This window comes from Kocuria sp. (assembly GCF_030530945.1).
Taxonomy (GTDB): Bacteria; Actinomycetota; Actinomycetes; order Actinomycetales; family Micrococcaceae; genus Kocuria.
Genome location: NZ_JAUMTZ010000003.1, coordinates 83,702 through 97,290 on the forward strand (window position 1 = coordinate 83,702; position 13,589 = coordinate 97,290).

The following is a 13,589-nucleotide window of genomic DNA, read 5'->3' on the forward strand; positions in this document are numbered from 1 at the left end:
CCCCCGTCGGGCCCTACACCAGGCCCGGGGTGGGGCAGAGCCCCCCCCCCCCCGTGGCGGCGCCGCCGGGCCCGCCCCCCCAGGGGGCGGGCCGTCCGGTCGTCACCCGCCGAGCTCGACCGGCGGGTCCCGGCTGGAACGGCCGCGGCGGCGTCGTCGGGGGTGATCCCCGGGCGGGGGCGGTGCCACGGCGGCCCGTACACTGTGGGGACGACCTCGCGTGAAAGGGATTATCCGTGTCTGACAACGTGCCCACCGCCCTCATGGACAACCCGTTCGGTTTCACCGGACTGACCTACGACGACGTCCTGCTGCTGCCCGGCAACACGGACGTGATCCCCTCGGACGCCTCGACCAGGACCCGGCTCTCGCGCCGGATCACGCTGGAGGCGCCGGTGCTCTCCGCGGCCATGGACACCGTCACCGAGTCCGCGATGGCCATCGCCATGGCCCGCCAGGGCGGGCTGGGCGTGATCCACCGCAACCTGTCCATCCAGGACCAGGCGGACCACGTGGACCGCGTCAAGCGCAGCGAGTCCGGGATGATCACTAACCCGGTGACCGTGGCCCCGGACGCCACACTCGCGGAGCTGGACCGGCTGTGCGGCTACTTCAAGGTCTCGGGGCTGCCCGTGGTGGACGAGAACCAGAAGCTGCTGGGCATCATCACCAACCGGGACACCCGCTACCTGCCCGAGAGCGACTTCGAGACCCGGCTCGTGCGCGACGTGATGACCCCCATGCCGCTGGTCACCGGCAAAGTGGGCATGAGTAAGGACGAGGCCCACAAGCTGCTGGCCACGCACAAGATCGAGAAGCTGCCGCTGGTGGACGAGCAGGACCGGCTGACCGGTCTCATCACGGTCAAGGACTTCACCAAGGCGGAGCAGTACCCGCTGGCCACCAAGGACGATGAAGGCCGGCTGCGCGTGGGTGCCGCCGTGGGGTTCTTCGGCGACGGCTGGGAGCGCGCCATGACGCTCGTGGAGGCCGGGGTGGACGCCCTGTTCATCGACACCGCGAACGGGCACTCCCAGGGCGTGCTGGAGATGATCGCACGTCTCAAGAAGGAGTCCGCCGCGGACCACGTGGACGTGATCGGAGGCCAGGCCGCCACCCGTGCTGGAGCCCAGGCGCTCGTGGACGCCGGCGCGGACGCCGTAAAGGTGGGCGTGGGCCCGGGCTCCATCTGCACCACGCGCATCATCGCGGGCGTGGGTGTGCCCCAGGTGACGGCGATCAACGAGGCCGCGCAGGTGACCATCCCCGCGGGCGTGCCCCTGATCGCGGACGGCGGTCTGCAGCACTCCGGGGACATCGGCAAGGCGCTGGTGGCCGGTGCGGACTCCGTGATGCTGGGCTCCCTGCTGGCAGGCTGCGACGAGTCCCCGGGGGAGCTCGTGTTCGTGGCGGGCAAGCAGTACAAGGCCTACCGCGGCATGGGGTCCCTGGGCGCCATGCAGTCGCGCGGCAAGAACACCTCCTTCTCCAAGGACCGCTACTTCCAGGCGGACGTCTCCGACGACGAGAAGCTCATCCCCGAGGGCATCGAGGGCCAGGTGCCCTACCGCGGGCCGCTGGCCTCCGTGCTGCACCAGCTGGACGGCGGGCTGCGCCAGACCATGTTCTACGTGGGCGCCCACGACGTCGCGGAGCTCAAGCAGAAGGGGCGCTTCGTGCGCATCACCCCGGCGGGGCTCAAGGAGTCCCACCCGCACGACATCACCATGACGGTGGAAGCCCCCAACTACCGGCGCTGATCCGCCCGTGACACCCCCGCGCCCGGCGCGGTGAAAGGACCCCTCGTGAGCTACGACATCGAAATCGGGCGTTCCAAGCGCGCGCGCCGCACCTTCAGCCTGGACGAGATCGCCCTGGTCCCCTCGCGGCGCACCCGGGACCCGCAGGACGTGAGCACCGCGTGGCAGATCGACGCCTACCAGTTCGACATTCCCGTGGTGGGTGCGCCCATGGACTCGGTGATGTCCCCGGCCACGGCGATCGACCTGGGCCGTGCGGGCGGGCTGGGCGTGCTGGACCTCGAGGGGCTGTGGACCCGCTACGAGGACCCGCAGCCCGTGCTGGACGAGATCGCGGACCTCAGCTCGGAGAACCTCCCGCAGGCCACCCGGCGCATGCAGGAGCTCTACTCGGCCCCCATCCAGCCCGAACTGATCACCGCGCGCCTGGCGGAGATCCGCGAGTCCGGTGCGATCGTCTCCGGCTCCCTGTCCCCGCAGCGCGTGGTGGAGCACTACCGCACCGTCCTCGAGGCGGGCGTGGACCTGTTCGTGATCCGCGGCACCACCGTCTCCGCGGAGCACGTGTCCCGGACGCAGGACCCCCTGGACCTCAAGCAGTTCATCTACGACCTGGACGTCCCTGTGATCGTGGGCGGCGCCGCGGGCTACACCCCGGCCCTGCACCTCATGCGCACGGGGGCCGCGGGCGTGCTCGTGGGCTTCGGCGGCGGCGCGTCCCTGCGCACGGAGTCCATCCTGGGCATCCACGCCGCCATGGCCTCGGCCATCTCGGACGTCGCGGCCGCCCGCCGCGACTACCTCGACGAGTCCGGCGGTCGCTACGTCCACGTGATCGCCGACGGCGGTCTGGGCACCTCGGGCGACATCGTCAAGGCCATCGCCATGGGCGCCGACGCCGTGATGCTGGGCACCCTCCTGGCCCGCGCGGAGGAGGCTCCCGGGCAGGGCTGGCTGTGGGGCGCGGAGGCCCACAACCCCCACTCGCCCCGCGGGGTTCGCACCCACGTGGGCACCGTGGGTCCCCTGGACGAGCTGCTCAACGGGCCCGCGCGGCACGTGGACGGCTCCTCCAACGTGATGGGCGCGCTGCGCCGCGCGATGGCCACAACGGGGTACTCGGACCTCAAGGAGTTCCAGCGTGCGGACGTGGTGATCCGCAGCTGAGGCCGCTCCCGGGGGTTGGGAAACCCTCAGGACCGACCAGTAGTGTTGAGGGGTGCTCAGAACCGCGCTGCGTCCCCGCTCCCTGGCCTTCCTGGCGGTAGCCCTGCTCGTGGCGGTGCTGTTCGTCTCCCTGAGCCGCTGGCAGCTCAACGCGTCCCTGGAGTCCACCACCGTGGCGGACCCCGCCAAGGACCGGGTGAGCGCCCTGGAGAAGGTCGTCGTCCCCGGGGAGGCCACCTCCGCGCAGCAGGCGGACCACGTGGTGGACACGGTGGGCACCTACCGTGCCGATTCCACGGTGCTGGTCCCCGGGCGGCTGCAGGACGGCGTGTCCGGGTACTGGGTGGTCACCGAACTGGTGATCCCGGACTCCCGGAAGCGCTGGGCCGCAGCGGACGGGGACCTCGGCATCGCCGTGGCCCGGGGCTGGGTGGCCGCCGCGGACCGTGTGCCCCGCGCCCCCGCGGGGGAGATTCGCGTGACCGGTCGCCTCATGCCCACGGACTCCCCGGTGCCCAGCCAAAAGGTCCCCGCCGGGCAGGTGGCCTCCGTGTCCTCCGCCCAGCTGGGCAACCTGTGGAACGCCCCCCTGTACTCCGGCTATGTGGCGGCGTTCGCCGAGACCCCGGCCGCGGACCCGGCGCCCGTCACCGGAGACGGGACCGTGGCGGCGTCGGCCCGTCCCATGGGGGAGGGGCTCGCGCGGCTGCAGATCGAGCAGCAGCCCACCGACACCTCCATCCACGCGCTGAACCTGTTCTACGCCGTGGAGTGGGTGGTCTTCGCGGGCTTCGCCTTCTTCCTGTGGTGGCGTTTCGTGCGGGACGAGCACCTGCGTCGGCTGAACCCCGAGCAGTACTACTACTTCGACGGCGCCTACTTCTGGGACGAGGACGCGCAGTCCTACTACTACTGGGACGCCCAGGACCGGTGCTACTACTACTTCGACGACCAACCCGCCGTGGCCGCGCGCTCCCGCACCGAGGAGGCGCACCCCGCGCAGCGAACCGACAACGGAGCCCACGATGACTGATTCCACGCCGCAGCACGATCCGCAGCCCCGCCCGGTGCGCCGCACCGACGGTGTGCGGGTCACCGCCCCCGAGGACGCGAGCCCCGAACGTGCCACCGTCCCGGACAGCGTCCGTGCGAAGGCCGCGGCCCTGAAGCCGCGCCGTCGCTTCGGCGGCACGGAGGCGCAGATCCGCTCCGCACTGAAGCTCTACAAGGTGTGCGCGTGGGTCTCCGGCACCTTCCTGCTGCTGCTCGTGGCTGAGATGATCACCCGCTACGCCCTGGGCTTCGACCTCATCGCCGGCGGCACGGACAAGGCCACCGGGCAGAGCGTGGCCCTGGGGTGGCAGAACCTGGACCTGGAGAACCTCTCCGGCGGGGTGAACCTCTCCACGTGGGTGCTGATCGTCCACGGCTGGTTCTACGTGGTCTACGTCCTGTCCTGCCTGCGGGTGTGGTCCCTCATGCGCTGGCCCTTCCCGCAGCTGGTGGTCATGGCGCTGGGTGGTGTGGTGCCCTTCCTGTCGTTCATCGTGGAGCGCAAGATCCACCGCTCCACCGAGGCGGAGCTCGCGGCCAATCCCAAGGCCGCCAAGCGCTACTGAGCCCGGGCGGGGGCTGGGCCCTCGTGTCCTAGACTTGGGGGCGTGACTGAAACCCCTGACAACCTGAGCGAACTGGAGCAGCGCCCGGTACTCGTGGTCGACTACGGTGCGCAGTACGCGCAGCTGATCGCCCGCAGGGTGCGCGAGGCCAACGTCTACTCCGAGATCGTCCCGCACACCTGGTCCACCGAGAAGATCATGGCGCGCAACCCCGCCGCCCTGATCCTCTCCGGCGGCCCCGCGTCCGTCTACGCCCCCGGCGCCCCGCAGCGTGACGCCGAGCTCTTCGAGGCCGGGGTGCCGGTGCTGGGGATCTGCTACGGGTTCCAGGTCATGGCCAGTGCGCTGGGCGGGACCGTGGAGCGCACGGGTGCGCGCGAGTACGGCGCCACGGCGGCGGCGCTCACCGGAACCGGCACGGGCAGCGTGCTGGACGGCACGCCCACCGCGCAGACCGTGTGGATGAGCCACGGCGACTCCGTCACGGCGGCGCCCGAGGGGTTCACCACCCTGGCAACCACCGAGGGTGCTCCCGTGGCGGCCTTCGAGGACCGCGAGCGCCGGCTCTACGGCGTGCAGTGGCACCCGGAGGTCAAGCACTCCGCGTACGGGCAGAAGGTCATCGAGAACTTCCTGTTCGAGGGCGCGCAGCTGAGCCCCACGTGGTCCACCGGCAACATCATCGAGGAGCAGGTGGCCGCCATCCGCGCCCAGGTGGGCGACGGCAAGGCCCTGTGCGGTCTCTCCGGAGGGGTGGACTCCGCGGTGGCCGCGGCACTCGTGCAGCGCGCCATCGGGGACCGCCTCACGTGCGTCCTGGTGGACCACGGGCTGATGCGCCAGGACGAGGTGGCCCAGGTGGAGAAGGACTACGTCGCCGCCACCGGCATCAAGCTGCACGTGGCCCGCGAGCAGGACCGCTTCCTGGGTGCACTGCGCGGGGTCACGGACCCGGAGGCCAAGCGCAAGGCCATCGGCCGGGAGTTCATCCGGGCCTTCGAGGCCGCGGAGGAGAAGGTGCTGCGCGAGGAGGCCCAGGACGGCGAGCCCGTGCGGTTCCTGGTCCAGGGCACCCTCTACCCGGACGTCGTCGAGTCCGGTGGCGGCGAGGGCGCGGCCAACATCAAGAGCCACCACAACGTGGGCGGACTGCCCGAGGACCTGCAGTTCGAGCTCGTGGAGCCCCTGCGCGCCCTGTTCAAGGACGAGGTCCGTGCGGTGGGCCGCGAGCTGGGCCTGCCCGAGAACATCGTGGGCCGCCAGCCCTTCCCCGGCCCCGGCCTGGGGATCCGGATCATCGGCGAGGTCACGCAGGAGCGCCTGGACGTCCTGCGCCGCGCGGATGCAATCGCGCGCGAGGAGCTCACCCGCGCGGGCCTGGACGACGAGGTGTGGCAGATGCCCGTGGTCCTGCTCGCGGACGTCCGCTCGGTGGGCGTGCAGGGCGACGGCCGGACCTACGGCCACCCCATCGTGCTGCGCCCGGTCAGCTCCGAGGACGCCATGACCGCCGACTGGTCCCGCCTGCCCTCCGAGCTGCTGGCGCGGATCTCCAACCGCATCACCAACGAGGTGGAGGAGATCAACCGGGTGGTCCTGGACGTCACCTCCAAGCCCCCGGGAACCATCGAGTGGGAGTGAGCCCCACCCCCTGAGGACCACCGTCAGTCCCGGTGCGCCGGTCCGCTCCACCCCCGTGGCAGGCAGACCGGCGCACTCGTGAGTAGGAGCACCATGTCGACACCCGCACCCCAGGACAGCCCCCGAGAGACCCCCCAGGAACCGGGTGCCGCACCGGGGCCGCGGGAGCACCCGCGGGTGTCCCTGCGGTCGTGGACCCAGCAGATGGACGCCTACACGGGACCGGACACCCTCCTGGACTTCAACCAGGTGGACAACGTGTGCATCGACCTCACAGAGGCGAACTCCTCCGGTCAGGCGCAGCTGCTGATGCAGCGCCCCACGCGGCTCTCCACGATGGTCCACCGTGATTCCCCCGCCTACGAGCGCGCCGTGCGGGCCGCCCGGGCGCTGCGGACCAAGATCCACGAGCTGTCGGTGGGCCACGGTCTCGACGCCGCCTACCTGGCCGCGGGCACGGCATCCTGGCTCGCCGACCCCGTGGCCGACGGGCTGCGCCGTTTCATCGCCCCGGTCCTGCTGGCCCCGGTGAGTTTGAAGCTGCGACCCGACCAGCAGGACTTCGAGCTGCACATCGTGGGCCCGGCGCACCTCAACCCCGCCCTGGTGCGGCGGCTGCGCGAGGACCACGGGGTGGAGCTCGCCACCGCCGAGATGGCCCGGCTCGCGTACGGCACCCGCAAGCTCGACCCCGCCCCGGTGCTGGAGACCCTGCGTCAGCTGGCCGTGGACGTGCCGGGAATGCACGTGGAGCACCAGCTGGTGGTCTCCACCTTCGCGGACCTCCACGACCGGCCCGCGGACGAGCACGTGGTGGCACGCACGCAGCTGGTGGAGGACCTCGCCCGTCTGAAGAACCCCGAGGTGGGCAAGCTGCCGGTGGTGCGCGAGCTCACCAGCCGGGCCCCCGCGCTGGACTCCCGCGACCCGGCGGACGAGCTGCTGCTCACGGACCTGGACGCGAACCAGCAGGAGGTCGTGGACCTCGCCGAGCAGGGGGAGAGCTTCGTGGTGGGCACCCCCGTGGGCACCGCCGCGGTGGACACCGTGGTCTCCACCGTGGGCGCCCTGGTCCACCGGGGCCGCAGCGTGCTGGTCCTGGGTGAGTCCCGCACCACGCTCGCCGCGTTCACCCGGGCGTGGAACCGCACCGGCCTGGACACCCTGGTGCTGCCCCTGGGCTCCCACCTCAGTCCCGACGACGTCGCCGAGCGGCTCGTGCGCGCCGTGGCCCGCAACGAGCGGGCCGGGGAGCCGAGCACGGAACAGGTCTTGGACGCGCTGCGCCAGGCCCGTGAGCAGCTGCGCGCGCACGAGGACTCGCTGCACGCGCCGCGCCCGCGCTGGCAGGCGTCCCCGTACGAGGCCATGCAGGCGCTCGCGGAGCTCACGGCCCGGGAGCCCGGTCCGCAGACCACGGTCCGCTTCCGCCGCTCGGTGCTCGACGCCGTGTCCCACCGCGGCGAGGTGCTGCGGCGGCTGCAGCGGGCAGCCGCCCTGGGGGGCTTCGACGCGGGCACCCTGGCCAGCCCCTGGCACGGCGCCCGGCTGGTCAACGACGACGAGGCCCGCCAGGCGCACGACCTCGCCAAGTCCCTGCTCCTGGAACTGACCACCCTGAGCACCGCCATGCGCCACGTCCTGGGGGTCTCCGGGCTGCGGGTGGGGACCACCGTGGCGGAGTGGGAGCAGCAGCTGGAGCTCGTGATCGACGTGGGCAGCTCCCTGGAGCACCTCACGCCGGACATCTACGACCGGCCGGTGACGGACCTGATCGCGGCCACGGCCTCCGCGTCCTGGCGGCGCGAGCACGAGATCGAGCTCAGCGGGCTGCAGCGCTCGCGGCTGCGCAAGGCCGCCAAGGAGTACATCCGCCCGGGGGTCCACCTCTCGGACCTGCACGCCGCGCTGGTGAAGGTGCAGTCCGAGCGGGACCGGTGGCGCCGGTGGGCCACCACCCTGGAGCAGCCGGCCGTGTCCGAGCGCGCCGAGGAGTCCCTGCGCACGCTGCGCCGCTTCTCGGAGGACCTGGAGGGTCTCGCGATCGCCCTGGAGGGATCGGCCACTGCCCGGCGGCTGGAGACCGCCACCGTGGACGAGCTGCAGCAGATCCTGGACGAGCTCATCAACGACGAGGCCCACCTCACCACGCTCCCGGAGCGCACGGTGCTCCTGGACGACCTGCGGGCCCGCGGTCTGGGGGAGTTCCTGGAGGACCTGGAGGCTCGCGGCGTGGGCCCGGAGCAGGTGAAGGACGAGCTGGAGCTCGCCTGGTGGCAGTCCGTGCTGGAGGCCATGATCAGCGGTGACGACTTCGTGGCCATGCCGGACGGCTCCCGGCTGCGGGCGGCGGAGTCCGCGTTCCGCCGGGCGGACTCGGCGCACATCGCCTCCGCCCCCGCACGTCTGGAGCACGAGCTGGCCACCCGCTGGGCGCGCGACTCGCGCCGCTTCCCCCGGGAGGCCCACCAGCTGCGGGACATGCTGCGCGCCGGTCGCGTGCGGACCGAGGAGCTGGACCGGGTCCAGCACCTCACGCCGTCCCTCGTGCCCGTGTGGACCGCCAGCCCGCTGGTGCTCAGCGCCACGCTGGGCGAGGAGCTGGACGTGGACACCGTGGTGATCCTGGACGCCGAGTCAACCCCCCTGGCGGCGGCCCTGCCCGCGATCGTCCGGGCCCGTCAGGTGATCGCCTTCGGCGACCGCCACGCCGGGGGTCCGCAGCCGTTCACGGTGGCGCCCCACGCCTCCCTCCGTGAGCTGCCGCACCCGGTGGCGGAGGTGGACTCCGCGTACGAGGCCCTGTCCCGGGTGGTGGACTCCCGCACCCTGACCTCGGTGCGCCGGCCCCTGGACCCGCGCCTGTTCGCGTACCTGAACGAGGCCTTCTACGACGGCGCGCTCACCCGCGCGCCGTTCGCCTCCGAGCTGATGAGCGCCACCACGGGGATGTCCGCCGAGTACGTGGTGGACGGCGTGGGAGTACTCACGGCCGGCGGTGAGGGCGTGCAGGCCCCTGTGGCGGAGGTCCAGCGCACCGTGGACCTGGTGTTCGCGCACGCCGCCCGCCACCCCGAGCGCTCGCTCGCCGTGGTCACCGCGAGCGCCATGCACGCCGCCCGGGTGGCGCAGGCCGTGCAGCGGCGGCTGCGCGAGACGGGCGAGTCGGCGGAGTTCTTCGCCCCGGGCCACGAGTCCTTCCGCGTGGTGGAGCTGCACCGTGCGGCAGGCATCGAGCGGGACACGGTGATCTTCTCCCTGGGCTTCGGGCGCACGACCTCCGGGCGCAGCACCCCGCAGCTGGGAGCGCTGTCCGAGCGGGACGGCCGCCAGGCGTTCGTGCGGGGGATGACCCGTTCCCGCCGGCACACGCACATCGTCACGTCCATCCACCCGAAGGACACCGAGCCCCGGCGCCTGCAGTACGGCGCGAAGGACATGTACCACATGCTGGAGGTGCTCTTCGGGGACGAGACCACCTCGGAGCGTGCTCCGGCGCAGGACGTGACGGAGGCTCCGGACGCGCTCGTGGCCGATCTCGCACGGCGGCTGCGCGAGGCCGGTGCCACGGTGCTCACGGGATACGCCCACGCAGTGGACATGGCCGCCCACGCGGAGGCGGAGTCGCTGTCCGCGGGCGCGGTGGTGCACGGGGGTGCACCCGACACCCCGGTGCGGATCCCCGTGGCCCTGCGCTCCGACGGCTCCGAGCGCAGCCGCGCCCTGAGCGTGCGCGAGCGCTCCCGCCTGATCCCCCAGCAGCTTGAACGCGCCGGGTGGAACTACGTGAGCCTGTGGTCCGTGGAGGTCTTCACCGATCCGCAGACCGTGGCCGGACTCGTGCTGCGCTACCTCGGACTCGGGGAGAGCTCCGGTGCCGGGGGTCCCGTGTCCGGCGGGGGTGCGGGTCGGGGCCGGGCCGCGCACACCGGTGTCCCGGAGGGCCCGGGCTGGGAGGGCGGCGCCGGTCGTGGCCGCTGAGCGCGGCGGACCCTGGGACGGGACCGTCGGCGACGGCACGACGCACGGGCCGGATTCCGCGGTCGACGGCGAGCGGGCGGCGTCGTCCGCCGGCGGCACCACGGGCGCGGGACGCACGGCGTCCGGTCGGCAGGATGCGGTGTCCCCCGAACGCACCGGCGCGCGGCCGTCCGGGCGGCGTCGTGGCACCCGCCGCCGCGCCACCGGTGGCACCGCCCCGGACACCGAGCGGGCCCTGCGACCCGCGGAGTGGGACGCCACCGCCCGGCAGCTCGGTGCCGACGCCCCGGAACCGGGGGACGGCGGCGGGGGAGCGGGCCACGAGCAGTGGCTGCGGGAGCAGCGCCCTCCGCACTGGGGCTGAGAACAGGCCGGAGTCACGTGCACGGCGCTCACCGCGAGACCAGGACCAGGGAGACCCGGCCAGAGCCCTCCAGCGTGGCCAGCTCCGCCGCGGTCTCCCGCGGGGCCGCGAGCACCACCAGACCGGCGTCCGTGTCCGAGGCGCCGGTCCCCAGGACGGAGGCGTCCGCTCCGGAGGGTGTGGCGGCCGCCCACAGGACCGTCACCGCACGGGCGGCGGTGCGCCCCGGGGCGGAGCGGTCGTCGTCCGCGTGGTGGACCACGTCCACGGCGTCACCCGGGCGCACGTGGCGCAGCGTGGCGGGATCGCTGACCCGCACGGTGGCGGCCGTGGTTCCGGAGGGCTGGCCCGTGAGGACCCCGGGACCCAGGACCGTGGAGGGTGTGACGGGCTGGCCCGCGGTCAGGCCCACCGTGGTGGTCTGACCCTCGGCCTCCCCGGTGCTGGCCAGCGCCCCGGCAGGCGCGACGTCCACGGGAAACTGCACCACGGTGAGGTCGGCGGCCGAGAGGGGTTGTCCGGCAGGGACGTCCGCCGCGGCGGTGACCACCGGCGACGTGCGCTCCCCCGGCGGGGCGAGGCGGAGGACCACGAGGGTCAGGGCCAGCGCGCACAGGGCGGCTGCCACGAGACGGTGGCGCCTGCGCACCGCGGTGCGCAGGCGCAGACCCAGGGGATAGCGCGGGCGGCGTCGGGAGGACATGCTCGGACGCTACGCACCGCGCGGTGCTCTGCCCGGACAGTCCCTGCGCCGGTGGAGATCGGTGCGGCTCCGGGGACCGGTATGTGGGCCTGTGCAGTGCGGATGCCGCGGCGCACCGGAGCGGCGGAGCCTCAGCTCCCCGTGGAGCCCGACCCCGTGCTGGACGCGGCGGAGGAAGTTCCCGACCCGGAGGACGTGCCCCCGGCGCCCGAGCCCGTGCCGGAACCGCTCCCGCCGGAGTGGGAGGCACCGGAGGTCTTCTGGTCCGACCCGCCGGAGGACGACGTCCCGGAGGTTCCGGACCCCGATGAGTCCGTGGTCCCCGAACCGGAAGAGGCGCCTGGGCCCCCGGTGGACTCGGACCGGGAGTCCGTGCGGTAGAAGCCGGAGCCCTTGAACACCACGCCCACGGAGTTGAACTTCTTGCGCAGGTGGCCGCCGCACTCGGGGCAGACGGTCAGGGCGTCGTCCGAGAAGGACTGGCGGATGTCGAAGGCGTGCCCGCAGTCCTTGCAGGCGTAGGCGTAGACGGGCACGGTGGTGCTCCTTCGGAGTGGGTTCGGGTGGTGGATGACCGGGGCCTCATGCTACTCGCGCCCCGCGGGCGAGCGCGCACGTCCCGCGGGGTGGAGCCCTCAGGCCCCTGGCGCTGACGGCCCGGTGGCGGATCCGGGCCCGGCGGCAGCGTCGTCACCGCCCAGCCGCACGGGGCCGCGCTCGGTGAGGGCCTCGGCGAGCACGGCGTCGTGGGGCTCCCGCGGGACGGTCCCGGCCGGCAGGACCTCGTCCGCGAAGCAGCAGGCCACCACCTCGGGCGCGTGGCCCGCCGCGGCGAGCCGGGGGAGGAACCGGTCGTAGTAGCCGCCGCCGAAGCCCAGCCGGACCCCGTTCCCGTCCACGGCCACCACGGGCACCACCACGAGCCCCACGGTCGCGAACGCGTCCAGGCCGTGGCGCTCACCCGCCGGTTCGAGCAGCTCCGGCAGAGTGCCCGGCACCAGCGGAACCTCCGGGTGCCAGCGCACCCAGCTGAGCTGCCGCAACGGCTCCACCACGGGCAGCCACACCCGGTGGCCGCGGCGGTGGGCCTCCGCCAGGGCGGGCAGCAGCGGGGGTTCGCCGGGCAGGGGGAGGAACGCGGCGACGTCGTCCGCGCCCGCCCGCGAGAGCAGTCCGGCGAGGTGGGTGACGAAGCCGGCCTCCGCCGCACGCCGCGCCGCAGCACTGCGACGACGACGCCGCCCCAGCACCTCGGCGCGCAGCCGGGCCTTGGCCTCGGCGTCCGGTGAGTCGTGGGTCACGTCCTGCTCCTGGTCCGGGTGTCCGCTCTTGGGAGTACAACCGGGTGGTTCCCGCCTGCACACGCTGCCGGTGGGGCCGCCGCCGATGCCTCGTCGTCTACCCTAAGTGCATGACCTCACAACAGACTCCGCGCGTCCACAAGGCCGTCGTCCCCGCCGCAGGGCTGGGGACCCGATTCCTGCCGGCCACCAAGGCCATGCCCAAGGAGATGCTGCCGGTCGTGGACCGCCCGGCCATCCAGTACGTGGTGCAGGAAGCCGTGAACGCCGGTCTGGACGACGTCCTCATGATCACCGGGCGTTCCAAGCGCGCGCTCGAGGACCACTTCGACCGTGTGCCGGCGCTCGAGGCACAGTTGAAGGAGTCCGGCAAGGACGCCCTGCTCGCGGAGGTGGAGCACGCCTCGGACCTCGGAGAGATCCACTACCTGCGCCAGCAGGACCCCCAGGGCCTGGGGCACGCGGTGCTGCGCGCCAAGACCCACGTGGGCGGAGAGCCCTTCGCGGTGCTGCTCGGTGACGACCTCATCGACGAGAAGGAGGACCTGCTCGCGCAGATGATCGAGGTGCAGCAGCGCACCGGTGGCTCCGTGGTGGCCCTCATGGAGGTGCCGCGCGAGAGCATCGGCGCGTACGGCTGCGCGGACGTCACCGCGGTGGAGGGCCAGGACCACGTGCGGGTCAACGGCCTGGTGGAGAAGCCCGCTCCGGAGGACGCCCCCTCCAACCTGGCGATCATCGGCCGCTACGTGCTGCACCCGGAGATCTTCGAGATCCTGGAGCACACCGCACCGGGCCGCGGGGGCGAGATCCAGCTCACGGACGCCATGCAGACCATCGCGGACCGTGGCGAGGACGCCCACGGCATGTACGGGGTGGTCTTCAAGGGCCGCCGCTTCGACACCGGCGACAAGCTCTCCTACCTCAAGGCGAACATCGAGCTCGCCTGTGAGCGCGAGGACCTCGGCCCCGGGCTGCGGTCCTGGATCAAGGACTACGCGCAGACCCTCGACGCCTGAGGGACCGCACCGGGTGAGCGCGACGACCGGGTGG

Annotated in this window: 11 protein-coding genes; 8 read left to right on the top strand and 3 right to left on the bottom strand. The window is 73.0% G+C overall.

Going from position 1 to position 13,589, the window contains the following annotated elements; all coding sequences use genetic code 11:
- The first annotated feature begins 263 nt into the window (after positions 1-263).
- The 7 genes from guaB (at position 264) to Q4A22_RS04350 (ending at position 10,532) form a co-directional block, all read left to right on the top strand.
- Positions 264-1,760: an IMP dehydrogenase gene (guaB, locus tag Q4A22_RS04320; protein ID WP_303177658.1), complete on the top strand. Its 1,497-nt coding sequence runs from the start codon at positions 264-266 to the stop codon at positions 1,758-1,760.
- Between the two features lie 45 nt (positions 1,761-1,805).
- Positions 1,806-2,927, top strand: a complete 1,122-nt coding sequence (locus tag Q4A22_RS04325) for a GuaB3 family IMP dehydrogenase-related protein (RefSeq protein WP_303177501.1) — start codon at positions 1,806-1,808, stop codon at positions 2,925-2,927.
- 52 nt (positions 2,928-2,979) lie between these two features.
- The gene (locus Q4A22_RS04330) at positions 2,980-3,960 is read left to right on the top strand and encodes an SURF1 family protein (RefSeq protein WP_303177502.1); all 981 of its coding nucleotides are present in this window, start codon (positions 2,980-2,982) and stop codon (positions 3,958-3,960) included.
- Positions 3,953-4,546 (top strand): DUF3817 domain-containing protein, encoded by a 594-nt coding sequence (locus tag Q4A22_RS04335; RefSeq protein ID WP_303177503.1) that lies wholly within the window; start codon positions 3,953-3,955, stop codon positions 4,544-4,546. The genes Q4A22_RS04330 and Q4A22_RS04335 overlap by 8 nt, the downstream gene beginning before the upstream one ends.
- A 42-nt stretch (positions 4,547-4,588) precedes the next feature.
- Positions 4,589-6,187 carry a glutamine-hydrolyzing GMP synthase gene (gene guaA, locus Q4A22_RS04340; RefSeq protein WP_303177504.1) on the top strand — a complete coding sequence of 533 codons (1,599 nt, stop codon included), beginning with the start codon at positions 4,589-4,591 and terminating at the stop codon, positions 6,185-6,187.
- A gap of 93 nt (positions 6,188-6,280) precedes the next feature.
- A complete protein-coding gene (locus Q4A22_RS04345) occupies positions 6,281-10,168 on the top strand; it encodes a hypothetical protein (protein ID WP_303177505.1) in 3,888 nt (1,295 codons plus the stop codon).
- A 139-nt stretch (positions 10,169-10,307) separates the two neighbouring features.
- Complete coding sequence (locus tag Q4A22_RS04350) at positions 10,308-10,532, top strand: hypothetical protein (RefSeq protein ID WP_303177506.1); 225 nt, start codon at positions 10,308-10,310, stop codon at positions 10,530-10,532.
- Positions 10,533-10,560: 28 nt separating this feature from the next.
- Here Q4A22_RS04350 and cpaB read toward each other — a convergent pair whose 3' ends face one another.
- The 3 genes from cpaB to Q4A22_RS04365 form a co-directional block, all read right to left on the bottom strand.
- Entirely contained in the window at positions 10,561-11,235 is a 675-nt protein-coding gene (cpaB, locus tag Q4A22_RS04355; RefSeq protein WP_303177507.1) for a Flp pilus assembly protein CpaB, read from the bottom strand.
- A gap of 131 nt (positions 11,236-11,366) precedes the next feature.
- Complete coding sequence (locus Q4A22_RS04360) at positions 11,367-11,771, bottom strand: FmdB family zinc ribbon protein (RefSeq protein ID WP_303177508.1); 405 nt, start codon at positions 11,769-11,771, stop codon at positions 11,367-11,369.
- 99 nt (positions 11,772-11,870) lie between these two features.
- The gene (locus tag Q4A22_RS04365) at positions 11,871-12,536 is read right to left on the bottom strand and encodes a 5-formyltetrahydrofolate cyclo-ligase (RefSeq protein WP_303177509.1); all 666 of its coding nucleotides are present in this window, start codon (positions 12,534-12,536) and stop codon (positions 11,871-11,873) included.
- Between the two features lie 110 nt (positions 12,537-12,646).
- Between Q4A22_RS04365 and galU the strand changes: the two genes are divergently transcribed.
- Positions 12,647-13,555 (top strand): UTP--glucose-1-phosphate uridylyltransferase GalU, encoded by a 909-nt coding sequence (gene galU / locus Q4A22_RS04370; RefSeq protein WP_303177510.1) that lies wholly within the window; start codon positions 12,647-12,649, stop codon positions 13,553-13,555.
- Positions 13,556-13,589 lie beyond the last annotated feature (34 nt).